A 25,496-nucleotide genomic window follows, 5' to 3' on the forward strand; every position below is an offset into this window, starting at 1 on the left:
AGACAGCAGAAGCAGGGGCTGGTGTTACCTTGGGGAAAGTCCTACAACAGCGCTATCCTGCTGCGCGTTTAGAGATTCATGGGGCATTCCAGACGGCTGCCCTGCTTTGGCATAAAGACCCGGAATATGGCTCTCTGGCGATGGATATTGCTACAGCTAGAACTGAATTTTACCCTTACCCGGCTGCTAATCCCGAAGTTGAAGCCAGCGATCTGCGCCAAGACTTGTATCGCCGGGATTTTACAATTAATGCCCTTGCATTGCGCTTAACTAAGCCGCGATCGCAAGAATTATTAGATTTTTTTGGCGGTTTGCAGGACCTGCGATCGCGGCAAATTCGCGTCCTTCACGCGAATAGTTTTATTGAAGATCCAACGCGCATTTATCGCGCTGTCCGTTTTGCAGTTCGGTTAGGATTTACCATTGAATCTCAAACCGAAGACTATATTCGCTATGCCCTGGAGAGTGGAGTGTACGATCGCCGCAATAGCGATCGCAAAGTTCCCGCCCTTACAACCCGCTTAAAAACCGAACTTAAATATATTCTCCAAGCCCCCTATTGGTATCCCGCTTTAAAATTAATTGCCTCCCTGGGAGCCTTACGCTGTTTGCATCCGACCTTAAAATTAGATCGGGCTTTATGGTGGCAAATTCGTTTTCTCGATCGCGCTTTGGGTCGTTTTGACCCAGAAAATCATCTCATTCACTGGCAAATGCGCTTGGAAATGCTACTTTCTAATTTACCTTCTCCCGCAGCCGCGCAAGTTGCAGAAAATTTACAATTAACTGCCGACAGCCTACAACGCTTGAGCCGTTTTACCTCAGTCAAACAGCAAATTATTGCCGATCTCACCGACTTATCTGGCGATCGTCCCAGCGCGATCGTGAAGATTTTACGCCACTATAAAACCCCGATGTTGGCACTGCTAGTGGTGCAAACTCCGAGAAACATCCGCCGTAAAATCTGGCGCTATTTAACCTGTTGGTCGCAAATAGTTTCCCCTCTCAATGGCAACGATCTCAAACAACTCGGCTATCAACCCGGACCGCAATATAAGCAAATTCTTGACGACCTTTTCTCGGCAACTCTAGATGGAATTGTTGGCGATCGCGCTGATGCAGAAGCCTTTTTACACAAATATTATAGCGCTACGCGCTAGGCAACAGGCAACAGGCAACAGTAAGCGATGACTGGGTTTTAGCAGTTAGAGATGTCCTAACCTTTAATGCGTAGTGCTATATTAACTTAACCTTCGCCATCATGAAGAAGTGAAAAAGGCGCTTTATCGAGCCTAAAGTCGTGCTAAATGTTTGAGAATGGCGAGAACTTCATAGAGTTCGTTTTCGGGATTGATGAGGGATAACAATCGGGAGGTAGCATATTGAGGGTTGGGGGTATAGTGGGTTTTGAGGAATAAGAATTCACTACCATTGGTAATCATGCCGAAAGTGGGGTGTTCTTTGTCTGGGTTGCCCAGCATATAGGCGAGAGTTTGAGGAAGGGCGCGAGTTGCCGCGAAGTCGCTGCGTTTGGATTCAATGACGGCAAGCCACAGTCGATCTTTGAGGACAAGAATATCGATTCGTCCTTGAATGAGAATGTCTTGGTCTTGGAGTTCGATCGCTATACTGGTTTCGGTTTCGAGGCGGAAGGGGCGGCGGTAGAATCCGGCAAGATCGAGGAGGGGGGCGAGAACGACCATTTTAACACTATTTTCAAGCATGGGCGGGTCTTCCATTAGCTCGGAAAAGTTGGTTTTAACGCGATCGAGGGTTTCGCGATCGCGATCGCTAAGGGAGGGGCATTCTTGCGTCCATTCGGGGAAGAATTGCCGTGAGGGTGAGGGCTGCAGCCCGGTAGTCTGTTTGAGGATGCGGAGGGTGATTTCTTGGGGGGTAATGAGTTGAGGCATTTTTGAGAGGTAAGCGATCGCAATTCTATTCTCGCGATTAAAAAATTCCCGAGTCAAAGGACTCGGGAAGAAAAAATTCACAGGAAACAGTAGAACTTAATAAACTTCGACGTGCCAGCGATGAGCTTTTTTCAACTCCTTGCGCTTCGCATCCCAGTCCATACCAATTTTTTCTGCTTCTCGGGTGAAAGTTTCCGCGATCGGCGGTTCCATCCCCTTCAATCCACACATATAAACGTGAGTATTGGGTTTTTGAATCATGTCGAAGATTTCTCCCGCATATTCGCTCACCCGGCTTTGCACGTACATCTTGCTACCGTCCTCACCTTTTTGCTCGCGACTAATAGCATAAGTTAGGCGGAAATTGTCGGGATATTCTGCGGCCAGCGCTTCCAACTCCTCTTTGTAGAGAATATTCGCCGTATAGGGAATACCGAAAATTAGCCAAGCCAACCCCTTAAACTTATAATCTTCGTGTTGTTCCTTAAACATCCGCCATAAGAAGGCTCGGAAAGGAGCAATACCCGTACCTGTTGCCAGCATGATAATAGTTGCATCCTCATCATCGGGTAAGAGCATCTCCTTGCCCACAGGGCCCGTAATGGCAACATCGGCACCAGTGTCTAAGTTACACAAATAACTCGAGCAAACCCCATAAACAGTTTCTCCTGTTTCCGGATGCTTGTACTCCAGTTCGCGCACGCACAACGAGACGGTTTTATCGTCAATATCATCCCCGTGACGAGTCGAAGCAATAGAATAAAGGCGCAATTTGTGCGATTTTCCCTTCTCATCGGTTCCCGGTGGAATAATGCCAATACTTTGACCTTCCAAATAGCGCAGATCGCCTCCAGAAATGTCAAATTTCAGGTGACGAACTGTTCCCGTTCCCCCCTCGCGAACCAATTCCGTGTTTTCTACACACTTGCCAATATAGGGGTTTTTAGGTCTGTAGAGGTTGATAGGAATATCAACTTTAGCTTTAGCTTGAGTCATAGGTTTATGATTGGGCGTTGCAGGTGCAGTTTCGGCAATCACTTTAGCTCCTGTTAAGGTTTCAGAAGTTAAAGGCTTGATACTGAGAATTTTGCCTCCCAGTCGATTAATGCGCCGCATTTCATCTTGCATCCGGTCGTAGGTTACGGTAATAAAAACCGTTCCGCTACTGCGAACGGAATAATTCGGTCGATTGTCCGAGGCTAGACCTTCGACTTCATAAACAAATTTGCGGCTTCCAGGTTTGTACATTCGATTCAATATCTCCCAACTTCGCGATCGAAACTATATATTGCGTGGTCAAAAAACTCTGCCCTCAAAAAAGAGGCAAGGGTTTTTTGCCGATAATATTCAGCCTAGCATTGCAAGAACCTCGTACAATAGCCTGGGGCTTCAGAGGCGATCGCGATCGCCCCTGAGTTCAGATCCGGGGAGTACCTCGTCGCAATGAACAAACCAAATGTCCCAACTGATTTGCGGACACTCATCCTTAAAATAATCTCTTCGAGAGCAGAATATTGTTAAGATGGCATCTTTTTTACTTTTTCTTTAACAAAAATGCCCGCGCTACCTTAGCATAAGAACTAGGTGGGCTGTCTGTATTCCTGTTTGACCTTGTGGAGACTCTCCTGTTGAGGTTCCAGGTTCAGCTTGCTTAATCTTGTTAAAAAATTGTTTTGTATTAGAGGGAAGGTATGATCGCACAATCGGATCGTGTGGTTCTCATAGGAGTCGCCGGAGACTCGGGATGCGGGAAATCAACCTTTTTGCGCCGTTTGACCGATTTATTTGGCGAAGAGTTTATGACGGTCATCTGTTTGGATGACTATCACAGTCTCGATCGCAAAGGCAGAAAAACGGCGGGGGTAACGGCTTTAAATCCCAAAGCCAATAATTTTGATTTGATGTACGAGCAAATCAAAGCCCTTAAAGAAGGAAAGGCTATTGATAAACCCATTTACAATCATGAGACGGGTGAACTTGACCCTCCAGAGCGCATTGAACCCAATAAAGTGATCGTGATTGAAGGCTTGCATCCTCTCTACGACGAACGGGTTCGCGGATTGATTGATTTTGGGGTTTATCTCGATATCAGTGATGAGGTAAAAATTAACTGGAAGATCCAGAGAGATATGGCAGAGCGGGGTCATACCTACGAAGACGTTCTCGCTTCGATCAATGCCAGAAAACCTGATTTTAAAGACTATATTGAGCCGCAGAAAGAATATGCCGATGTGGTTATTCAAGTTTTACCCACCAAGTTAATCGACGATAAGGAAAGTAAATACCTGCGCGTTCGCTTGGTTCAAAAAGAGGGGATTGCTAATTTTGAGCCAGTATATCTGTTTGATGAGGGTTCTACCATTGATTGGCGACCTTGCGGGCGCAAGCTGACTTGTACTTATCCTGGGATTAAAATGTACTATGGTCCCGATAGTTTTATGGGGCATGAAGTCTCTCTTCTAGAGGTAGACGGTCAATTTGATAATCTTGAGGAGATGATTTACGTTGAAAGTCATTTGAGCAGTACTTCAACTCGCTATTATGGCGAAATGACTGAATTGTTACTCAAACATAAGGATTATCCCGGTTCTAATAACGGTACTGGACTTTTCCAAGTTTTGGTCGGGTTAAAAATGCGGGAAGCCTACGAACGCTTAACTCGTCCCGAAGTTGAAAACAAGGTTGCTGCAACGGCAACGGTGTAGTACAAAGGCTCAGGACTGACGTAAAAGATGCTCGTAAAAGATGCTGATTGAGTTCTATTTGAGGCGCATATCGATCGCGCCTCAGTTTTTTTGGGTTGATAATCGATAATTGGTAAAATAATTTTAGGTTTGGGGTCGGTCATTATGAGAATTTGGGCGTTTGGTTTTATCTTATTCTTTGGCAGTGTCGAGTTTTATCAATGGTTGCAAGCAATGGAAATTCCTTTACCCGTTTATATTGGCCTGGGTATTTTATTGGCGATCGCCTCTAATGCGAGGCGATCGCGTCCTCATTTAGAATCCAATACCGATCCTGTGGAACAACCGATTATTCCTCAGCCTGTCCCTCAAAATATGCCCAAGACTCAGCCCACTAAAGATTCAATCTCATTTAAAATGTGAATAGCCTTGTGGAAAATTTGTTGAGGGATTTGTTTCACAATTGCGGCAGAATTAGTGATTGTGAATAATAATGTGGCGATCGCGATCGATTTGAATGCAGCCCGATCGCTGTAGCTTGCCTAATAATCGCGTTACAGTGACCCGAGTCGTGCCAATAGCATTCGCAAGATTTTGATGGGTGAACCGCACTGGTAAGCGAATTCCTGCTTCTGTAACTTGTCCCAGATCTGCCTTAAGAAGGGATAGTAAGCGGGTGAGGCGATCTTCAACGCGACGATATCCGGCGATCGCCAAAATTGCTTCAGTTTGTCGCAGTCGTCGAGTCACGCTATCGGAAACAGTCTGAGTCAAGGAAGGAGAGTTTTGTATTTCACTGAGGGGAAACCAGCGCAAGTAAACATCCGATAGTGCGTTTGCTTCATAAAACTCCAAACGAGTCAACCAAAGACCGAAAAATGTTGCTGGAGTTGCCCATCCTAATATGACTTCTTCGCCACTGGCATGAGCAGTACTCACTTGTACTAAACCGCGATAAACTTGCCAAACCCCCCCTTCATCTAAGGGAATATTTTCGCCTCGATGATAGAGATGTAAGCGCCGATTTTCTGGGGATTCTTCTGGGGAGAGGAGATCGATGGGTTGAGGAGTCAGCAGCATAATATCTCTTTCACAAATAAAAAGTTAAAGATTAAAAGTTAAACAATTTTCATCCTCTCATCTCAAGATAAATCTTTAAGTTGACTTCTCTCCGCTCTAAAGATACGGAGATTCATAAGTAGCTATGAACTCTTAAAGGCATAGTCAAAGTGCCTCTATACGCTCAAATATGCTGACCATAGCCACATACATTGCGTTTACTTTTGGGTTTTATACTTTCAAACGTCCATCACTCAGCCAGTTTGGTACGCTCCTCGCTCTGCCATTGCTCGCAGTGGTGTAGTCATACTGTCGTTAGAATGATTTAACCGTTGTTTCTTACTTGCCGGGATCTCTCCGTACTAGAACGATTCATCACGTAGACTTGGGTTCTACTCGCTATGGGATATTGTCCTATTTTTCTAGCTTCTTGTAAAGAAAATTAATAATTATTATTCACGAACAAAATGGGGAGATTGCGCGATCGCCCGGAAGGATTGTCGCGTTTCGAGGCAGGAGAATTTTTGCTGCAAGTCTTGCCAAGCCTGCCATTTTTGCTGACGAATTTCTTGCAGGTGTTGGGCAAGGTGAGGTAGTTCAGTCTGGAAAGATTTGGCAAAAAAACGATTGAGAAATTCTTGCAACACAAAGCTATCTTGAAGATCGCCGAGAATACTTTGCACTGTTTTGATTTGCTTGAGATATATCTCGTATTCCTTGCCATAAAACTGCTCGAACAGTTCCATTTGATAGCGCGTGCGTTTGGCGGATTTTCGCAAACTGTGGAGCTTTTTTTCCTGCTGCACCAAAATGTTACAGATTGTATCAGGAGCGCTATCTTTGACTGAAGGAATTTCCCCGCGATCGCCGGCTTCAACCCACCATCCCGGATGCAGGAGAAGTTGACTAAATTGCGGCAACAGTAAATCCGGTAAAATTAGTTCTAGGGGAAGGCAAGCCAGAGAGGAATAGTGCGGCTTCTCCAGCCAAGATGTAAAGCCATTCTTCAAGTGGAGGTAGGTTTTCCCCTTTAAAGTCTTTTTCACCGCTTTAAAGGCTTTTTTGCGGTCCTTGGCTAACCTTTTCAGGAGGCGATCGAGTTTCTGGCGTTCTGCTTTGGGTAACTGGGGACGATATTCTGTTTTCAGGGTGGCTTCAAGTACGTCAATATCTCGTAACTTTCCCAATACCTTCGCCACTCGTCCCACGGCCTTTTCCGTGGCGATCGCCGGCAGGGATAGGATGGGGGCAAACCCAACCAATGCTGTTCGCAAACGGCGCATACTGACCCTCATCTGATGGAGTTCTTCCGAATCGCGATCGGCGAGAACCCCCGCTTCATAGGAGATTGTTTTCCAATAGTGTTGGGCGATCGCAATATACGCTAAATTGGCAAAAGTCATGATTTCGGCTTCTTTGCCCCAAGCTGCATTTTTCCCCATATCACCCCACAAAGAATATAAGTTGCAGCGATCCTCCCATTCTAGTCAAAAAAACCGAATGACTGCCAACCCCAGCCGATCAAAAATGAATATTAAGCAAAGACTTTCAATTATGCTCTCAAATCAATATTATACTTCATAAGTAAATCATCCCACGATACTAGATTGTAAGATGCACGTTAAAAAACTGAGCCTGCTTGTGACAGTATTCACGCTATTGCTGGGAGCGATCGCGACAGAAACGGCTCGAGCCGAGTCTATGGTTGAATCCTTTAACGAGCCTATCCTGCTGGCACAAAGAACTACTCCTCGCGAACCCAAAGTTAGAGGTGTGGTTAAGAGCGTTGTTGGAACCCAAGTTCTCGTCGAACTCGATCGCGCCCAAGATCAATTTCTCTGGGTTGGCGTTCCTCAAGCGCAACTGGGGTCGCTGAATTTGATGGGAGGGACTCCGGTTTTCCTAGAAGGAAACAAAATTGTCTCTTTGGCTCCTCATAGCCTCCCAGTTCCTCCGCGTTCTAGTAACTTTAGTAGCCGCATTCAATCGCTTTGGTCTGACTACGAACGTTCCCTCGATCGCAGTCCCAGTCCTTCCACGGTTTCTTTACCTTTCGACTCAACCCCAGCAACAATTCCTGGTCCTGCAACAACACCCGTTCCAATTCAAGGATTGTGGTAGTTTTGGGAAAAATATTAGAGTTGTAATACCCCAACTCATTATTAAAATAACGAGGCTGCACTCTCGAAGTAAAGCCTCATTTTTTTGTGCTGATTAGCATCAGTATTCCACAAAAAAAGCGATTTTTCAGCTAGAATTCTGAGAAGAACAAAACGTAGAACTTTAAACTATAACTGGTAAAATGGTGAAACACAAACGATTAAAGAGATTTCACTCTATTTTGTTTGTTTTTTTTGTTTGTTGTTTAGCGATCGCTTGTAGTGCAATCTCAGATAACATAGAAAAAAAAGTATCATTAAGTATTGGTGTCGATCCCACTTTTCCTCCTTTTGCAATGCAAGAGAATGAAAATCGAGTGATTGGATTTGAAATCGAGTTGATGCAGGCGATCGCCGACAGAGATGACATGAAAATTGAATGGAAAAATATAGCATTTGACCAATTAATTCCCACTCTAGAAAAAAGACAGATTCAGGCAATTATGAGTAGTATGAAAATTACGCCTAAGCGATCTGAAATTGTTGCTTTTTCTCGTCCCTATTTCCATTCCGGCCTGGCGATCGCTGTCCGAGATGAAGATAAAAAAATTAAAGGATTAAAGGATCTGGAAAATAAAATAATTGCCGTAGAAATTGGCACAGAAGGAGCTAGAGAAGCAGAGAAAATATTAGGGGCAAAAGTCAGTAAGTTTTCTTCTATTGCCATTGCTTTATACCAATTAAAGAATGGAACAATTGATGCAGTTCTTAACGATGCGGCTCTAACATTACACGCAATTAAAATTGGCAATTTAGATGGATTAAAAGTGATTGATGAATTATTAACTCAGGAATATTATGGTATTGCACTGCCCAAAGATTCAGAATATCTAGAGCCAATCAACGATATCTTAGAAGAATTAATCGTCGATCGAACCTATGAAGAGCTTTATCGTCAGTGGTTTAATAGCGAACCGCATACCCTCCCCAAAATTGCTGCTAATCTAGAATAAATTAAATGCGATCTTCCAATACGATCGCCTTTTCTCCTTTGTTCTTAAGGGACTGGCGATCGCGCTGGAAGTTGGCGATCGTCGTCCAAAACCATCCCCCAACAAAAGGCAACCATAAAAATAATCGTGCTGATTCATTCATCCACCAATCATAGATTCCTAATGCGGCACGGTATTGTAAAATAAAATAAATAAATACTGTCATGCTAATCAGTTTTGTCCCTAAATTACGACTTGCTACGGCAAAAGGAACGAGCCAACTAAAATACCAAGCATGAATGATAGGAGAAAAGATAAATAACGTAAAAAAGTATGTTTCTGTAAAATTACGAAAACTTTTAATTCTCCACAGCATAATCAGCCCGATCGCCAAGAGAGGAAGCGCTAAACTCGAATTATCTGTCAAAAGAAATCCCCATTTCTGCAAAAAATAAGGCAGGAAATCTGCACTACGACCATGAACCACAAAATCTGAATTACCAGCACTATAGGGCAAAATAGGACAGCGATCGCCAAAACAAAAAGGAATTCCACTGATGAGTAAAGGGAGAAAACCGCAAGCTAAAACCGCGATCGCTTTTTGCATTCCTTTTCGTTTCAATGCCTGCCAGAGAAGAAAGCCTAAAATCGGCAGAGAAGTCCATTTAATGGCAATACTAACCCCTAATAAAAGTGCCGTACCGAGATAATTTTTATTGTTTGCATTCGCGTCAAATAACAACCACGCCGCCACTAAAGGTAAAATAAACCAACTATCATAATGTCCGCCTCCTGCAAAAGAATATAAAATCAAAGGATTCCAAGCATAGACAATGGTTTGAACATAGCCAAATTTTCGACTGAGTAACCCACAAATCAATAAATCTGAGATAATAAAACTTAACTTAAAGAGAATAACACTGGGAGAAATACTCGCTAAAATCCGAAAACCAAATTGAGTAATGGGAGGATAAATCGCTGAGAAATGTTTTAAGTTAATGAGTTCCCACCAATCAGTACGATAGGGAATTAATTCTGCGGCTTCCGGTGGGAGATCGTAAGGACTAAAGCCAATATTTTGTAGATATCCCTCCCATAAATAGCGCCAAATATCATCTCCTGGATACATAAACAGTAAAAGCAAGCGCAAGGCGATCGCAACTCCCCAAAACCAAGTTCCTTTTAGCGATCGCAGTCTCCAAGAAAAGACAAATCCGACACTCATAAGACCAATTCCCCCCCAAAATTTTGGCACGGCTTCAACTTGCCGAAAATCGCCATAAGGAAGGATAAAAATAGTCCCGATCGCCAGCAATAATACACTCGCCCAAAGGAGAAGAAACTGCGGAGGAGTAAAACGTTTTAAGTTGCGTTGAAAATATAAATTTCCCAAGGTACTGAGAATAATTGTTCCCGCTTTCAAACTCCCCGCGATCGTCCCAGAAATCTTCGATCGCCCCCCTTGTCTGGGATAATAATGAACGGGAATCTCACAAATATGTAATTGCTGTTCTACCGCCTTCACCTGCATTTCCACCGTCCAACCAAAGCCCCGATCCTGCATTTTTAGGGCTTCTAAGGCAGATCGACGCATCAAACGCAAGGGACCCAAATCTCGATAACAATAGCCCCAACCCAGTTGAATTAAAAATGTTGCTAGTCGATTGCCGAAGCGCTGCACAGAAGTGAGGTTTTCTCGTCCCTGTGCCGTCGCCCCCCGATCGCCGAGGATGAAATCATGGCGATCGCATCGGGCAAAAAATTGCGGGAGTTGTGCGATCGCGTCGCTACCATCTCCATCGCAAAATAAAATCCACTCGATCTCTGGGGGGATATCCTGTAACCCTCGCCAACAGGCACAGCCATACCCAGCGATCGGTTCGTAAATCACTTCAGCCCCCGCAGATCGGGCGATCGCGGCACTGCGATCGCGACTGCCATTATCCACCACGCGAATGCGACTCAAGCCGATCGCCTGCAAATCCTCAATGACTGCCGCGATCGTAGCTTCTTCGTTGCAGACGGGGATAATGACCAAAATCTTGTTTAATGAGGGCATTTGGGCATCTGTGGGCGCATCTGGATCGGTTTTGTTGGGGGGAAGCGAGGAGAAATCGAATACACTAGCGGACATGGCTGAAAGAGACTCTAGGAGGGCGATCGCTTCACAATTTAACGCAATTCCCTGAATTATCTCTGAGAGTCAATTTAATTAAAATTTGGTTTTTGTATGATTAGACACGCAAAAAGTCAATCTTTTGTAATAAAACGTTATAAAGTTCCCGTTTAACGCGAGAACCTATTCTGATTGAGGAGTGAATCATGAAAACCACCACCCCAGATAATTGTCAAACTTGTCCAATTTGTCGTGTTAAGATTGCCCATGATGACAAAGTATATTTTTCTTCTGGCCAACCCGGAACCCGCGCCCGTCTTTATGCCAGAGTGTGTCAGTATGCTAAAAAAGCTGGCTGTATTAACCAAAATAAAGAGGCGATCGGTACACTCACGAAATCTGACGGTTTTAGTACGGGAGAAGAAATCAAGAAAATGCTTAAAGCGAGTTAATTAGTAACTATAATCAGGTCTAGGGTTGACAAAATCTACGATTTATGTATCCTGTAGGGGCGTTGTATGCAACGCCCTTAAAAATGTCTTTAAATTGTTACTCTCTTCGTGAGTCTAATCATTTTTTCTCGTGTTATTTAACTCTTACATCTTCATCTTTTGTTTTCTACCGATCGCCGCGATCGGTTTTTTCGCACTCTCTCGTTTCCATTTGCAAAAAATTGCTTTCCTTTGGCTTGCTTTTACCTCTTTATTTTTTTATGGTTACTGGAATGTTTCCTATTTACCACTTTTTATCATTTCAATTAGCATTAATTATACTCTAGGAAAAACAATAGAAAGAGTTCAGAATTCCCGATTTTTTCTGGTCTTGGGGATTATATTTAATTTAGGATTATTGGGATATTTTAAGTATAGCCAATTTTTTCTCGATTCTTTTCATCAAGTCTTTAATTTTCAAGTTCCTGAAGTTAATATTATTTTACCTTTAGCGATTTCTTTTTACAGCTTTACCCAAATTGCCTATCTAGTGGATGCGTATCGAGGTCAAACTAAAGTTCACCACTATAATCTTTTATCTTATAGTTTATTTATTTCTTTTTTTCCTCAACTCATTGCTGGTCCAATTCTACGTTATAACGAACTGGTACCGCAGTTTCAAAAATCGCAACTTTTTATATTGTCTCAGAAAAACATCGCGATGGGACTGACTCTGTTTATTTTAGGATTATCTAAAAAAGTGGCGATCGCAGATAATTTGTCACCTTGGGTTGCTAATATTTTTCAGAATCCTAATGACATTACAATTCTAGAAGCATGGCTTGGTTCCTTAGCTTATACTTTACAGCTTTATTTTGACTTCTCCGGTTATTCAGACATGGCCATTGGTTTAGGTTGGTTGTTTAATATTCATTTACCTATTAACTTTAATTCTCCTTATAAAGCTATTTCTATTATTGATTTTTGGCGACGTTGGCATATTACTTTATCTCATTTTTTGCGCGATTATCTTTATATTCCTCTCGGTGGAAATCGTCTCGGAAAAATTAGACAATATCTTAATTTGATGATTACAATGTTACTAGGAGGATTATGGCATGGTGCAGGTTGGACTTTTATTATTTGGGGAGGACTACATGGCTCTTTATTAGTAATTAATAATATTTGGAGAGGTTCTCAATGGCAATTTTCTAGAATTTTAGGCTGGTTTTTAACATTTTTCATAGTTGTTTTAGGTTGGGTTATTTTTCGGGCTTCAAATCTAAAAGATGCCATAGAAATTATCCAAACTATGTTAGGAATTAATTCTATAATATTACCAAGTTCTTATCAAACTATTGTCGAGTTTATCTTTCCTTTTACCTCTTTTCAATATCAAGGATGGAGTCAATTTTCCCATTTCCCCGATATTGGCTTTCAAAAAAGTATTTTAGTGATATTTTGCTTGATTTTCGGGGTTGTATTCTTACCAAATACACAAGAAATAATGGAACGTTTTAAACCAACTTTACCAGTAGCTTTTTGTATAGGTTTATTAGCTACTTTTTGTCTAATTTCTCTCAATCAGGTTTCTGAATTTCTTTATTTTCAGTTTTAACAATGAACAGAAGATATTTTTACTATCTCCAAATTCTCGCTATATTTATTAGCTTGCAGTCTTTGATAATTGTGGGATTTAATCTCCTTGTCGATCCTTATGGAATCTTCCAATTGATAACCCTAGAAAATTTTAATCAAGAAAAGCCAAGTAAAATCAAAAATCCTCGACTGTTTAAAGCGATCGACATTATTAATTTAAAACCTAAAACTATTTTACTGGGTTCATCGCGAACAGATTTAGGATTAGACCCCAATTATCCTTTATTAAAAGCCTATCCTCCTATCTATAATTTAGGTATTCTGGGAGTTAATTCTTCTGAATTAAGATATTATTTTGAACACGCTCTTGTTAATCAAGATAACATACAAAGAGTTATTATCGGTCTCGATTTTTTTATGTTCAATACAAATAGAGATGATAAACCAGGTTTTAAGCAAAAACGTTTGCTAAAAAAACATTTGATTATATCCGATTTTGTTGACTCTACTTTATCTACTAATGCTTTAAATGAAAGTTTTCAGACCATTTCTTTCAATCAAAGTCCCGATCGCCTAAGTCCCTATTTTTTAAACGGGATGTCTGATACTGCTTATTTTTTGAAATATGTTCTCAAAAACACTTCAATAACAAAGGAATTCGATCGCTCTTTAACTCGCTTTTTAAGCGATCCGACACTTTACGGCAATTATACATTATCTCCCGAAAGATTGGAAGATATGCAAAAAATTATCCGAGTTTGTCAAGAAAAAAAGATAGAATGTATTACTTTTATTTCTCCTGCTCACGCTTTACAATGGGAAGCTATTCAAGTCGCTGGACTTTGGCCGGAGTTTGAAGAATGGAAGCAAGATTTAGTTCGTATTACACCTGTTTGGGATTTTTCTGGCTATAACAATATTACCACAGAACAGATCGATAATAAAATGAAAAATTATCTGGATAGTTCTCACTACACCAAAAAAGTTGGAGATTTAGTTTTACAGCGTATTTTACAAGGGAATGAAACTAATACATCTAATGATTTTGGGGTGCTAATTTCGCCGACTAATATAGAATCTCATCTTGTGAATCTGCGAAAAGAGCAAGAAACCTGGACAGCCAAAAATCCCGATTTAGTGGAATATGTCCAACAAATTAAAAGAAAAGTTGAAACGAAAAGGTTGAGGGAAGAAATGGAGTAACCAAACTCGAGCAAAGCGATCGCCTAGCAAAATATATCCTTCTGCTGTTAAGTGTACATTATCTTCCTGACGAGGTAAATCGAGAGTATCAAATACTGCTGTATAAGGTGTATTTTGGGCAACTCTAAGTTGAGCATTTCTGACGCGATCGCCATAAGGAAAACTTCCTCTGGTGGTAATTTGTGCGCTGGTAAGGGGAATTTTAGCCAGAATAAAGGGAAGATGAGAATTGTCTAATTCTCGGCGAATTCCATCGATAAAGTGCCTTAAATTAGCCTCGTAACTTTCACCCCCAATGCGATCGCGAGCATCTGATTCTCCTTGCATCCAGAAAAAACCAGCAATTTGTGTATTATACCCCAATTCTTGCAGGTCAAAAATAGATTGCTTGAATCGTGCGATCGCATTATTATAAAGAGATGCACCGACTTTCCATTCTTCCCTTAAATTCGTTCCATCACGAGCATATTTAACCAGTGCAACTTGCTCTCCCAGAACTTTATGGAGTCGCAAACCGAGGGAAACTTCGGGACCGCAAGCAAACTTTTCTCGCTTTCCCATTCCACTAAAAGGTAAAGGCTCTGTAGGAGGGTCTAATTCAGTCCAAATATTATTTTCAGCGTACCATAATACCTCTTCTTGCGTCTTTTTGAATTCCTCAGAAATCTGGCTACAATCAGAAGTTGCACCGACCATATTAGATTGTCCAGCTAGGATAAAAACTTTAATCTTTGGTTGATTAAAATTTTGGGCTTGCGATCGCATTGACGGAGACAATACTGCAAAACCAAAAGCTGACATTAGCAAAATACTGCAAAAGAGAAATATTTTTTTCATCTTTTTTCTAATTACCTGTTTATTTAAGTAGTTTTTTGGCAAACTAGAGCAATACGACGACAATTTTTCTCATCGGTTAATAACAAATTATTACGATAATAATTGTATAGCTTTTGTAAGAGTATTTCATGATTTAAAATGAAGAAACGATTGTATAAAAAACGCTGCATCAGTCTCAAAGGACGAGAAGTTTTATGATTGAGGTAGTTAGCCTCTTCGATCTTAAAAAATGGACTTAAAACATTTTCTAAAGCATCTAAATCGAAATGTTGATAATGTTTATCTTCGACTTTAATATTTTTGCTAGGAACTGTAAGCAGAAAATAACCATTATCTTTGAGATAATGAGATGCACCCTGTAAAAAACTCGCGATCGCACTGGGTTCAATATGCTCCAATGTTTCAATTAAAGTAATAATATCAAACTTAAAATCAAATAAATTTTCTTCACTAATATCCCCACATCTCCATTCAATATTAGGATTCATGATCCTTGCAAAATCGATTGCACGTTGCGAGTAATCTAGTCCAATGACCTGTTTTCCAGAACTTTTTTTAGTTATTTCCCTAAGAAAGCGGCCATCTCCACAACCGAGATCGAGTAAAGATTCAAAGCCAATTTTCTCTGCTTTCTCTAAAATAAAATAGAGATAGGAAATATATTCGTAACCCCAAGATAATGATTGTGTCTGGGAGAAATGAACACCGTCCCATCTGGGAATATAATGATAGGGGTATTCGTATTCATTCTCTTGGATGATTTGGCGATCGCTTAAAGAATTCGTGTTTGTCATAATTTGTATCCTTCCTGTTTTTCCAGCATAGCCTATTTTTTGTCTAACCATGCCCAAAATTTCGATTATTATCCCTGTCTACAATGGGGAAAAGACAATTCGAGAAACAATTGACTCGGTTTTCGCTCAAACTTTTCAAGACTGGGAACTCATTATCAGTAATGATGGGTCTAGCGATCGCACTTTAGAAATTGTTACAGCTATCTCCGATCCCCGCATTCGCATTATTTCTGATGTTAATGCGGGTCTTTCCGAGAGTCGCAACCGAGGAATAAAGATTGCGATCGGTGCATATATTTCTTTTTTAGATGCTGACGATCTTTGGTCTTCTGATAAGTTAGAAGCACAACTACAAGCATTAGAAAACAATCCCGAAGCAGCAGTTGCTTATAGTTGGACGGATTATATTGACGATCGCGGAAACTGGGTGCGATCGGGTTTACATTTGAGTCCCCAAGGAAATGTTTTACCTGACTTATTCCTGTGTAATTTCCTTGAAAATGGCTCTAATCTTTTGGTCCGTCGAGAAGCGATCGATCGCATCGGTGATTTTGAAACTTCTTTAACTTCTGCACAAGATTGGGATTTTTATTTACGATTAGCCGATCGCTATCACTTTGTCCCCGTGTCGCGATCGCAGATTTTTTATCGTATTTCCGATACTTCTTTTTCGACTAACTTACAACGTCATCACTCCCAAAGTTTGTTAGTTATAGAATGGGCTTTAAAGCGCAATCCAGAATTACTTCAACCTCTGAAAAAGAAAAGTTTATCTCTTCTTTATAAATACTTAGCCTGCAAAGTTTTTTCAATTTCAGCGAATCGAAAAAATGGTAGATTGTCGCTTTATTTTAGTTGGCAATATTTCCGTTATGAGTCCTTGACATTTTCAGGAATTAAATTGTTTTTTATTCTTTTCATTAAGGGCATATTTCTCACAGTTTTGGGTAATGAGAATTTATCCAAAAATAATTAAAATAGTTTTTTAACGGGTTTGAGCTTTTGGTTAAGATAATAGAAAAAACTCGCAATGCGACTGACATAAATTTGCAATTCACATTGAGAAATAATATTATCTTGTTGTAATTGTTCCCGGTATTTAATTTTATACTTTAGTGCATTATAAAGATTTCCGAAGACCGTTTTAAAGGCGATCGCAGGTTTCTCCCAATTTTTAGCCACAATCATTTTTAAAGGAAATAGAGGTAAACAAGACCCATGAATGAGAGCAAGTAAATACTCTTTTTCTAAACGTTTAGCGGGAATTTTATGATCTAAGTGCATATTAGGATTATACCATATTTCCCAGCCTTGTTTGTACATATACAAAAGCACTTCTGCATCTTCTCCGCTTAACATTGAATTACCAACTCGACCAACAAAACTTGAAGATTGAGAGAAACAATCTTGCCAAACTTTGCGACGTACAACCAAGCCTGCACCAGGAGGTAAACTTATCACTTCAGGTCGATATTGATTAGGTATTTCACCTCTTTCTCTAATCGCAAAAAAACCGATAATCTTGTCAATATTTAGAGGAGGATCGATCTCAAAATCTGCATGAATTTGTCCACCATAGGCACCAGCTTGAGGATGTTCTCTCGCAAATTGGACTGCATGATATACCCAATCTAAAGCAGGAATATTATCATCATCTAGAAATCCAATTAAATCTCCTTTTGCTTCTTGAATTGCCCGTTCTCGCGCAAAAGCTAATCCTTGTTGAGCCTCAAAAAAATATTCTAAGGAAACTAAATTTCCCCAGTCTTTTTGATACTGTTGCACAATTTTACCAGTTTCATCACGACTGTTATTATCAATAATGATAACTTCCCAAGCAATTTCTTCTGTTTTGATTTGGCTGCGTAAACGGTCTAAAACTAAAGGGAGACGATTCTCACCATTATAGGTAGGAATTGCGATTGTAATATCCATAATATATTTCGGATCGATCGATTCCCGATCTATTAAATATTTACCTTATTTTTGAGCAACAATCCAAGTCACAATCGGCCAATCCTTGCGATTTTTCATGGCTAACTTATAGAGGGGATGCCAAGATGATTCTGGGATAGGTTCAAATCTCAAACCAATAGACTCGATCGCCCAAATATATTTATTGCCCCAACCATCGACATCAATTATTTTTGAGAACTTATGGCATAGTAAATTTAACGCATCAGGAGTAAATCGCCAGAAATCTCCAGGTTCTTTATGAATGGGATTGATAAAACAAGTCGTATGAATAGCAATTCCTCCAGGCTTTAAAATACGATAACTTTCATCGATCGCAATTTGTGGGTTGCCTTCAATATGCTCTAAAACTTGATCGCTACAGACAAAATCAAACTCATTATCTGCAAACGGTAAAGCTAAAATATTATATTCAGGATAATTAGCTTCGACAATTTGTGCAGTCTCAAAATTTAAGATTTCACAAAATCCTCGAGAATTACCGATCGCCAGAATTTTGCCCTCTCGCTTCAGCCCTGCGGTAACGTTTTGCAGGTGCTTGTACATATAGAATCGAGTAATATGCGCTCCGCGTTTTTGTCCGAGGGAGGAAACTTTAACGACCCCCCGTAGGATTGATTTTAGAGTCTCAGAGAGTACATTCATAAAATGATTAAAGAACGCCAACACCTCGATAATCTTAACAGAATGCGATCGCCCCCCTCCTTATCTTTGACCCTTGAAGGCGATCGCAATTCAATAATATTTCGCCCCCTGGCCCCCCAAAATTGGGGGAAAGTCCCCCAAATTCCAGACAAATAACCCGTAATATCCGCGATCGCTTTCCTTGGGCAAATGGGTACTCTAGGGATAAGTGGGCGTGGATATTACCTCGGCTGCTGCAAAAGAGAATATTTTTTGCTTTCTGAGAGAAAAAATTATTTTATTATGCGGAAATCTCTAAAATGGCGTTGAAGTCACTCCCACCCATTGCTATATAAACGAGCAAAGTTAGGATATTAATAGGACTTACGCAGCCAGGGAGCGAGACGCTCCCACTCCCGTATTCTATTGTTATGGTAGTGCGGGCATCTTGCCCGCTAATGTGTAAGCCCTAATTCCCGCTAATGTGTAAGCCCTAATTAAGTACATCCCCTTAGCGTATTTTTCCGGAGAAATCCCCAAACATCCTCGCAAAAAGAACTTTATTCAAGTTCAAAAATGCGGACTTTACGGTTGACAAGGGAATCAGTCCATCCCTCAGCCTAAAAAGTGAGCTATATTTTTTGAAATTATTTAGATATTACCAGTCTTATTTGGTTCTTCCTCTTGCTCAAATCCTTAGTGTTAATTGTGTCTACAAGTCGCCATGTCAATTCTCAAACGAATCGTTAAAAGTTTTCAAGTTCTACTGCAAGAACTCCTGTTATTACCTCTCAGATTAAACCGTTGGCTGAGTCGGCAGTTTTTGCGTTCTCCTCGTAATGCCTCTCAAGCTGGTTTTATTCTGCCCACGGTAGTGATGGTGATTTTAGTAGTAACACTATTAACAACCACTATTGTCTTTCGTTCCTTCGATCGCGCTAAAAATGCCAGTAACGTGCGGGTAAACCAAGTGGTGCTTAATGCCGCACTCCCGGCGATCGAACGGGCGAAAAAGAAAATTGATGCTGTTTTTGCCGATCCGACTCTCCCCCAAGGAACCCCGGCAGATACGGCACTCCTCAACGCTTTTAACGATTCGCAATATGATTTGGGAGACGAAGTTCGCTTGCGATTGGCGGCAGATATTAGCGGTAATAATGCTATTGAAACAAGATATGATAATGCGAATGCAAGCGTCAGCCCGACACGAGATGAAGTCATGACGACTGCATGGCGCTTTCCCGTGGATACCGATAACAATGGGAAATTTGATAGTTTTACTCTTTATGGTATTTACTTTCGATCCCCCAGTAGCGGGGACGATCGCCCCAGGTCTGAAATTGAAGCGAGAACCCCTCCCCAAGATGACAGCGCTACGAGTCAGGCTTGTGCCGTAGCTTTAGGGACTAGCGCTAGTTTAACAGGGTCAGATGGCTGGTATAAGGTCGGTGGCAAACTGAAAAAAGGGTTTTATGTTTATACCTTAACGGTTCCGATTGTGGAAGTAACCGGTAATATTTTGCCCAGTGGTGGAGATTATAGTGCCGCAAATTTATATGAAGTTTATGCCGGTAATCGAGGTTTTAGCGCGATCGAATATCAGCAAGATCGCAGCCGCATTCCTCTCGGTAATAATGCCGTTGTTTATGAAGATGACTTAGAAATCTTTACCGGTTCTACCCAATTGAACCTGAATGGCCGCATCATTGCTAATAGTAATTTTCACTCAGGACGAGGCAGTGGTCCTGTTGGTTTATATCAAGTCAGCAGCGATGAATCCTGCTTCTACGAAACTGAAAACGGCAAGATTTTTGTCGGGGGTAATGTTTCCAATGGTGTTGTCGGCAGCACTGCTAGTCAGAATGATATTAATGTCGATCTTTATACAGAGGGAGCCGATCCTGGCTCTCAAAAAATTAATAACACGGAAAAATCCACCAATCAGAATGCGAGTTTAGTCGCCTACAATACTCAAGCATACGAAGAACGCATTGCTTTTTTGGTTCAGGCGGCGATCGCCCAGGTAGGAACGCCTCCCGAAGCAGTGACAAAAGAAGTTGACAATCGTTTGGCTGAACCGGGTAACACGAAAACACAAGCTGAATTGCTTGAAGAAGAATATCAAACATGGTTCAGGGAAAGAACTCGGCGAGTTCCCTTTTCTGAAGTTCCTTTTGGGGATTCTGGGATAGGCAATAAAACAGTTGGTAATGTTCTCACAGCTAACAATACTGATTTTCTCCGTCCTATCGACGAATGGCACTATCCCGTTAATCAAAATAATGGAAAAACCAGTACAATTCCTGGTTTGGCGTTGAAATCGAATAAACTAGACGCAACTAATCCCGATGAACTGGGCGCTTCAGAACTACAAATCGGCGATCGCGTTTTGGTAGGCAATAATTTACCGGAAAAATGGTTCGATCCGACTACAGGTAGTTTTGCCACAGAGGAAAGCCAACAATTAATCAATGGCGAAAACTGGACGGGAACCAACGTACAACGCTATCGCCAAACTCGTATTAGCGCCCTCGCCGATCTGGGGGATATCAGCCGAGATGGATTCTGGGAAAAAGCGGCGGCGAAACTCCCTGAAAATACTTTAGATGGTTATGGAGGGCTGCGGGTTGTGACGGGGGCGGGAATATATTTACCTTTGGATATTAATCTGGGGCAAATCACTAACTTAGACCTCAATAATCCCATTAATAACACCGTTTCTCGCGTGATTTGGCCGGATACGATGCCCGTGATACCTTACACGGCGAATCATACAACCTACAGCACAACAGCGACTAACCCAGATTGGTTAAGGAATGCAGAAGATACAAACAGTAACAGCAACCCAGATTTTCTTGATGATGAAAGCGGCGATCCTCGTCCTTTCCTAAGAATGCGGGCGACGGCGGTTTATCACTATACCAAAGATGATGATGGCAGCGAAGATACTCCCGCTCCTCCCATTGCTTGTATCAGTAGTTTTTATGACCCCACAGATAGTACAACGGCACAAAATCGAAGCGGACTGACGAGTATTAGCGGCGATTTGGCTTGGGAAAATCCCCCCAATTTGACTCGAACACTTGTAACGGGAAGTACCCCCAACTCGAATAATGGGATTACTTATAGTCCTCCCCAAAGTATTGACACGGGTTTGGCAAACAATAATATTCTGCGCTATCAAGCGGAATTGGTTTATCCGAACGGACGTTTAGTTAATCCGCAACTCGCCCAAGCCTTAATCAAGCTGGCTGGTGGTGGAATTAGCAATCTTTCCAACTCCGATCGCGCTGCTATTGATTCAGCACTCTGTGCCTTACAGATTTTAGCCAGTGATGGAGTCAGCGTCCCCGGGTTTGGGGCAATCTCACCCTCAACGAGTCTACCAGGGGGTTATACCATCCCTCATGGCACGATTCAAGAGGTCGCTTTCCTCGACGGTCGGGAAATTAAAGCCATTGAAGGAAATGCCAATACTTGCGGCTTTACCCGAGGTGACAGTTGCCTCGATAGCAGTGGCACCAATCCTAGTCAAGATAACAGTTACGATCGCCAGCCGTCCACTACTGGACGCTCTGCGGATACAACTAATTTTGATAATAATGTCAAATATCGCATCTCTCAATATGACCTAGCGATAGAAATGCGTCAGCCTTTGGAAGTTCGCGCTACGGCGATCGATCTCGATATCTTGCGACGACAAACAACACCAGCATCAACGAATGGACCCGATCCAGAATATCTCTTTCCTGATAGTGGTGTAATCTATGCCTCGCGAGATGATGCCTTACCCGATGCCAGCGATCGCCCTGCCGATCCACAGCAAGCGGGATATACAACGCTTTACAACCAAGAACTTGACAAGTTTGAGAAAGTCAGTGCCACGGACTTCTGGCTCGATCCCACCCGCCGCCCGAATGGAATTATGCTTATTAATGGCAGTTCCCTCGGTCGTAACAATAATAACGATTTCCGAGAAGAAGAAAAGGGCTTAATTTTTGTTTCCAATAACCCTTTGTATATCAGGGCTGGAGATCCGGGTGATGGTACGCCAGGATTTAACCTGCACACCGGGGGAAGTGGCGAAGAATTTGACGAGAAAAGAAGTACCGATTGGGGTAATTTCTACACTCGGTCTGCTGGGACAAACGGCTCGGGATTCAATGATAATTTTGCCTGTCGGACCAACGACGATCGCCTTCCACCCGACAAATGTTTGACTGGCGATCTATGGCGACAAGCAACAATTTTGTCAGATACCATCACATTACTAACCCATGATTTCCGCTTCGGTTTCCGCAGCGATGGGGATTTCGATCTGCGAAATAACCAAACTGATAACCTTTTCCGGAATATCACCACCAGTACCCTCACTCCCGATCCGGCGAATACCAATATCCTTGTTAAATCCAGTCAAGACATCGACAAGGCTCGTCGAGAGAATGGATTTTGGGATAATACTTTCGTCACCAATGGACTATCGAGCAATAATGCAACAGCTTTTGGGACAAGTACGGGGTACACCGATTTCAACTACGCGGAACCCAATCAAACCGCTTTAGGTAGTTCTTATTTCAATAATGGCGTACTACCCATTCAGCGACGGAAAGATGCACCGGAATATGTGATGGAAATCTGTCGGAAATTGCCTGTTTCTGAATGTACGCCGAAAGATTGGGTCGTTGGCTACAATTTTATCAGCAATAGTCTTCTCACTGACAATTTCTCAGAAGAACAACTGAAAGTTTTTGTTGTCCCGCACTTAAGATCACCTTTTACTGCTTCCAACATTACCGTTGACATTAATGGGGATGGAGTCTTCGACGATCCAACTTTAAACTTGATAGAAAGCGAAATTACTGCTGAAGAATTATTACGCATTAAGGAGGCTCTAGATAAAACTACTGGATCGCCGTGGAATGAGATGGCAGCAAACCGACTAGGTGCAGGTACAACCGTCGAACCTCCATTCCAAACTCAAGACCAACATTATCCCCGTCGTGTTGCCTTCAAGCGAAATTACGGCAATATGGTGCTGACTTCTTTCAATAATCAATTACAACCCATTCCTTTAGGAATGAACAGCAGCAATACAGTTCAAACTTTTCCTTACGATGGATCGATAAATCCCGCCAATGGCACAAAAGTGCCGCGAACGACGAATAACTCCCTCTGGTTCAGAGGTTCAAATGATAATGAAGGACAACTTTGGAGTAGTCACGATTATACGAGTACTAATCGCTGGCTCTCTTATGAACAGCCTTTTGCCGAGCCTAGTGGTACTGCTGCACAACAACGCACGGCTTACATTGCCGGATATCAAGGCGAACAGGACGATTGGCTCTTACCGGATTTTGCCACGAGTGCAAGGAATCTTACAATTCCAGCAGTTCTGAATGTAAAGAATCGGTTTAATGGTTCTGTTCCATCAAGTCCTATTAACAATAGTGATTTTCCTACTGACTACGCGGTTTGCATTCAAGGGAGTGCCGGGAATGGCGCTACCAGTCCTCCTGCTAATCTAGTTAGCATCAATGCAATTAGTGGAACTTGTCCAAGTGGAGTCGGTACAGCAATTAACACTACGGTATCTGACTTGAGAAGTGTACCTTTTCCTGCCCCTCCAGGTAATAATCCACCACTTGCAATTACAGGCACACCATCCATACCCAGTGGTGTCAACAGAATCACAACAGGTTCGCTTGCGTTACCTCGACTAACCGACAGCCCAAGCAGTATAAACAGTTCGGTTTATGTTTACCATTTCAGTACGACAAGCAGTAGCCCGACTGCCCCAACATATATTGCTGAAAACCCAAACCCAACGGTAGTTAACCCAACACCTTTTACAACATTTAACTATCTTGGCTCTAATGATCCGCTAAACCCCGCTCAAATCACCTTAAAGGGCGACCAAGATACAATCTTCATCTTTGAACCCCAAGGAGGTCCCCCTTTACCAGTAAATAATCTGCCCCATCCATTATTGTTCCAAAACGTCAGACTGATTTTAGATGGAGTTAATCCCAACAATATTTTCTGGGTTTCGGAAGCCGGTATGATTTTTTCCGGAGAGAACCGTCTTGCAGGAAATTTTGTCGCTCTCAATACTGCCCCCTTACTATTCGATTTTGTCGATCAAAATATTCCTCAAAAACAAACTGAGTACCAAATACCTTATTTTGTTGATACGGGTATAACACAGAGATTAGATTACACCTTTGTTGCAAGTGCTTTCCCGTTCACAGAACCTCAGATCAACGCAGATCCTCTGTCCACTGGTAAGCCGTTTCAAACCATAATTGATGGCGGTCGCTTTCTAGGCTTCAATGGCAGTGGGTTAATTGACACAACAGTAAGTCCATCGGTTGTTCTCTACAATGAATTCAATACAGTTGCTCGAAGTGAACTCAATATTGAAGATCAAGAACTAATCTTCAACGCCATCACCACCTCCCACCAACCTCTCCTCGTCCCCGTCCTACAACTGAGCATTCCTAAAGAAACAAATCGGACTCCCATCAACTACAACGTAAACACCCGACGGAATCATCTTGTTGCTTCTAACTGGTTGCAGAAAGCAAGAGATACCAATGCGAATGCGGAAGATGGCACATTTAACTTCGTTATGGCAACAGGAGACAGTCCTTCCCGCTATCGTTCCGGTAATCCACTGGTTCTCGAGTCGAATGGTTCCTTCGGTAATCTAACGCGACTTCTGGAAAACTGGTATGACCAAAAACCAATCACCATTCTCGGTTCCTTCATCCAACTCAAACGCAGCACCTATGCAACCGCCCCTTATTGGCAACTCCTGCACGATAATGCAGGTTTCGAGATCGCCAATAATTCCGGTAGCTTCTTTGGCTATCCCCAAATCTACAGCCTGAACGTCAAGCGGAATAACATTTACGAGGCACCGACTCGGAACTGGGGTTTTGATGTTGGTATTCTTTCTCAACTGCCTGACCTCTTCTCCCAACGCTTTACCCTGCCTCCCACAGACGATCCCAACGAATACTATCGCGAAGTTAGCCGCGACGATGATTGGATTCAAAACCTACTCTGTGGCACCTTCAGCAATACCAACGGCCAAAAAATCGGAGGAAAACAACCCGTCAACACTAATTATCGCCCGAGTAGCTGCCCAGAAAATCCCTAAGTTTGCCCG

At 42.0% G+C, this 25,496-nt stretch carries 19 protein-coding genes and 1 pseudogene; 11 read left to right on the plus strand and 9 right to left on the minus strand.

The window, feature by feature from the left end:
• A pseudogene (locus VB714_RS07690) lies at nucleotides 1-1,160 on the plus strand (CCA tRNA nucleotidyltransferase); the annotation flags it as partial.
• A gap of 132 nt (nucleotides 1,161-1,292) precedes the next feature.
• Here the strand turns inward: VB714_RS07690 and VB714_RS07695 are convergent.
• Nucleotides 1,293-1,913: a type I restriction endonuclease gene (locus tag VB714_RS07695; protein WP_416309632.1), complete on the minus strand. Its 621-nt coding sequence runs from the start codon at nucleotides 1,911-1,913 to the stop codon at nucleotides 1,293-1,295.
• Nucleotides 1,914-2,009: 96 nt separating this feature from the next.
• Nucleotides 2,010-3,161 carry a ferredoxin--NADP reductase gene (gene petH / locus VB714_RS07700; RefSeq protein ID WP_323222763.1) on the minus strand — a complete coding sequence of 384 codons (1,152 nt, stop codon included), beginning with the start codon at nucleotides 3,159-3,161 and terminating at the stop codon, nucleotides 2,010-2,012.
• Between the two features lie 443 nt (nucleotides 3,162-3,604).
• Between petH and VB714_RS07705 the strand changes: the two genes are divergently transcribed.
• On the plus strand, nucleotides 3,605-4,618 hold the full coding sequence (locus VB714_RS07705) for a phosphoribulokinase (protein WP_323222765.1): 1,014 nt from the start codon (nucleotides 3,605-3,607) through the stop codon (nucleotides 4,616-4,618).
• Between the two features lie 144 nt (nucleotides 4,619-4,762).
• The gene (locus VB714_RS07710) at nucleotides 4,763-5,020 is read left to right on the plus strand and encodes a hypothetical protein (protein ID WP_323222768.1); all 258 of its coding nucleotides are present in this window, start codon (nucleotides 4,763-4,765) and stop codon (nucleotides 5,018-5,020) included.
• A gap of 51 nt (nucleotides 5,021-5,071) precedes the next feature.
• On the opposite strand, the gene VB714_RS07715 is transcribed toward VB714_RS07710, so the two are convergent.
• On the minus strand, nucleotides 5,072-5,677 hold the full coding sequence (locus tag VB714_RS07715) for a Crp/Fnr family transcriptional regulator (protein ID WP_323222770.1): 606 nt from the start codon (nucleotides 5,675-5,677) through the stop codon (nucleotides 5,072-5,074).
• 431 nt (nucleotides 5,678-6,108) lie between these two features.
• Entirely contained in the window at nucleotides 6,109-7,098 is a 990-nt protein-coding gene (locus VB714_RS07720) for a CHAD domain-containing protein (protein WP_323222772.1), read from the minus strand.
• Between the two features lie 172 nt (nucleotides 7,099-7,270).
• Between VB714_RS07720 and VB714_RS07725 the strand changes: the two genes are divergently transcribed.
• Both VB714_RS07725 and VB714_RS07730 read left to right on the plus strand, forming a co-directional pair.
• Nucleotides 7,271-7,777 (plus strand): hypothetical protein, encoded by a 507-nt coding sequence (locus VB714_RS07725; RefSeq protein WP_323222773.1) that lies wholly within the window; start codon nucleotides 7,271-7,273, stop codon nucleotides 7,775-7,777.
• Nucleotides 7,778-7,997: 220 nt separating this feature from the next.
• Nucleotides 7,998-8,768, plus strand: a complete 771-nt coding sequence (locus tag VB714_RS07730; protein WP_323222776.1) for a basic amino acid ABC transporter substrate-binding protein — start codon at nucleotides 7,998-8,000, stop codon at nucleotides 8,766-8,768.
• Nucleotide 8,769: 1 nt separating this feature from the next.
• On the opposite strand, the gene VB714_RS07735 is transcribed toward VB714_RS07730, so the two are convergent.
• Nucleotides 8,770-10,881, minus strand: coding sequence for a glycosyltransferase family 2 protein (locus tag VB714_RS07735; RefSeq protein ID WP_323222778.1), 2,112 nt, complete (start codon nucleotides 10,879-10,881; stop codon nucleotides 8,770-8,772).
• A gap of 188 nt (nucleotides 10,882-11,069) precedes the next feature.
• On the opposite strand from VB714_RS07735, the gene VB714_RS07740 reads away from it, so the two are divergent.
• The 3 genes from VB714_RS07740 (at nucleotide 11,070) to VB714_RS07750 (ending at nucleotide 14,096) form a co-directional block, all read left to right on the plus strand.
• Entirely contained in the window at nucleotides 11,070-11,315 is a 246-nt protein-coding gene (locus tag VB714_RS07740) for a hypothetical protein (RefSeq protein ID WP_323222780.1), read from the plus strand.
• A 130-nt stretch (nucleotides 11,316-11,445) separates the two neighbouring features.
• Nucleotides 11,446-12,912 (plus strand): MBOAT family O-acyltransferase, encoded by a 1,467-nt coding sequence (locus VB714_RS07745; RefSeq protein WP_323222782.1) that lies wholly within the window; start codon nucleotides 11,446-11,448, stop codon nucleotides 12,910-12,912.
• A 2-nt stretch (nucleotides 12,913-12,914) separates the two neighbouring features.
• Nucleotides 12,915-14,096, plus strand: a complete 1,182-nt coding sequence (locus VB714_RS07750) for a hypothetical protein (protein ID WP_323222784.1) — start codon at nucleotides 12,915-12,917, stop codon at nucleotides 14,094-14,096.
• Here VB714_RS07750 and VB714_RS07755 read toward each other — a convergent pair.
• Both VB714_RS07755 and VB714_RS07760 read right to left on the minus strand, forming a co-directional pair.
• Complete coding sequence (locus VB714_RS07755; protein WP_323222787.1) at nucleotides 14,028-14,933, minus strand: sialate O-acetylesterase; 906 nt, start codon at nucleotides 14,931-14,933, stop codon at nucleotides 14,028-14,030. The two genes, VB714_RS07750 and VB714_RS07755, sit on opposite strands and share 69 nt — an antisense overlap.
• 23 nt (nucleotides 14,934-14,956) lie before the next feature.
• A complete protein-coding gene (locus VB714_RS07760; protein WP_323222789.1) occupies nucleotides 14,957-15,727 on the minus strand; it encodes a class I SAM-dependent methyltransferase in 771 nt (256 codons plus the stop codon).
• Between the two features lie 49 nt (nucleotides 15,728-15,776).
• On the opposite strand from VB714_RS07760, the gene VB714_RS07765 reads away from it, so the two are divergent.
• The gene (locus tag VB714_RS07765) at nucleotides 15,777-16,703 is read left to right on the plus strand and encodes a glycosyltransferase family 2 protein (RefSeq protein WP_323222791.1); all 927 of its coding nucleotides are present in this window, start codon (nucleotides 15,777-15,779) and stop codon (nucleotides 16,701-16,703) included.
• Here VB714_RS07765 and hpsE read toward each other — a convergent pair.
• Entirely contained in the window at nucleotides 16,700-17,662 is a 963-nt protein-coding gene (gene hpsE, locus VB714_RS07770) for a hormogonium polysaccharide biosynthesis glycosyltransferase HpsE (protein WP_323222792.1), read from the minus strand. The genes VB714_RS07765 and hpsE overlap by 4 nt on opposite strands.
• A 45-nt stretch (nucleotides 17,663-17,707) precedes the next feature.
• Complete coding sequence (locus tag VB714_RS07775) at nucleotides 17,708-18,346, minus strand: class I SAM-dependent methyltransferase (protein WP_323222794.1); 639 nt, start codon at nucleotides 18,344-18,346, stop codon at nucleotides 17,708-17,710.
• A 3-nt stretch (nucleotides 18,347-18,349) separates the two neighbouring features.
• On the opposite strand from VB714_RS07775, the gene VB714_RS07780 reads away from it, so the two are divergent.
• The gene (locus VB714_RS07780; protein ID WP_323222797.1) at nucleotides 18,350-18,502 is read left to right on the plus strand and encodes a hypothetical protein; all 153 of its coding nucleotides are present in this window, start codon (nucleotides 18,350-18,352) and stop codon (nucleotides 18,500-18,502) included.
• 547 nt (nucleotides 18,503-19,049) lie between these two features.
• Complete coding sequence (gene hpsA, locus VB714_RS07785; RefSeq protein ID WP_323222799.1) at nucleotides 19,050-25,487, plus strand: hormogonium polysaccharide biosynthesis protein HpsA; 6,438 nt, start codon at nucleotides 19,050-19,052, stop codon at nucleotides 25,485-25,487.
• Nucleotides 25,488-25,496 lie beyond the last annotated feature (9 nt).

The sequence above is a fragment of the Spirulina sp. 06S082 genome, from assembly GCF_034932145.1.
Lineage (GTDB): Bacteria > Cyanobacteriota > Cyanobacteriia > Cyanobacteriales > Spirulinaceae > CCY15215.

Coding starts and splice junctions, on each gene's coding strand:
- VB714_RS07695 (WP_416309632.1), bottom strand. CDS start 1,913: ATGCCTCAACTCATTACCCCCCAAGAAATCACCCTCCGCATCCTCAAA.
- petH (WP_323222763.1), bottom strand. CDS start 3,161: ATGTACAAACCTGGAAGCCGCAAATTTGTTTATGAAGTCGAAGGTCTA.
- VB714_RS07705 (WP_323222765.1), top strand. CDS start 3,605: ATGATCGCACAATCGGATCGTGTGGTTCTCATAGGAGTCGCCGGAGAC.
- VB714_RS07710 (WP_323222768.1), top strand. CDS start 4,763: ATGAGAATTTGGGCGTTTGGTTTTATCTTATTCTTTGGCAGTGTCGAG.
- VB714_RS07715 (WP_323222770.1), bottom strand. CDS start 5,677: ATGCTGCTGACTCCTCAACCCATCGATCTCCTCTCCCCAGAAGAATCC.
- VB714_RS07720 (WP_323222772.1), bottom strand. CDS start 7,098: ATGGGGAAAAATGCAGCTTGGGGCAAAGAAGCCGAAATCATGACTTTT.
- VB714_RS07725 (WP_323222773.1), top strand. CDS start 7,271: ATGCACGTTAAAAAACTGAGCCTGCTTGTGACAGTATTCACGCTATTG.
- VB714_RS07735 (WP_323222778.1), bottom strand. CDS start 10,881: ATGTCCGCTAGTGTATTCGATTTCTCCTCGCTTCCCCCCAACAAAACC.
- VB714_RS07740 (WP_323222780.1), top strand. CDS start 11,070: ATGAAAACCACCACCCCAGATAATTGTCAAACTTGTCCAATTTGTCGT.
- VB714_RS07750 (WP_323222784.1), top strand. CDS start 12,915: ATGAACAGAAGATATTTTTACTATCTCCAAATTCTCGCTATATTTATT.
- VB714_RS07755 (WP_323222787.1), bottom strand. CDS start 14,933: ATGAAAAAAATATTTCTCTTTTGCAGTATTTTGCTAATGTCAGCTTTT.
- VB714_RS07760 (WP_323222789.1), bottom strand. CDS start 15,727: ATGACAAACACGAATTCTTTAAGCGATCGCCAAATCATCCAAGAGAAT.
- VB714_RS07765 (WP_323222791.1), top strand. CDS start 15,777: ATGCCCAAAATTTCGATTATTATCCCTGTCTACAATGGGGAAAAGACA.
- hpsE (WP_323222792.1), bottom strand. CDS start 17,662: ATGGATATTACAATCGCAATTCCTACCTATAATGGTGAGAATCGTCTC.
- VB714_RS07775 (WP_323222794.1), bottom strand. CDS start 18,346: ATGAATGTACTCTCTGAGACTCTAAAATCAATCCTACGGGGGGTCGTT.
- VB714_RS07780 (WP_323222797.1), top strand. CDS start 18,350: ATGATTAAAGAACGCCAACACCTCGATAATCTTAACAGAATGCGATCG.
- hpsA (WP_323222799.1), top strand. CDS start 19,050: ATGTCAATTCTCAAACGAATCGTTAAAAGTTTTCAAGTTCTACTGCAA.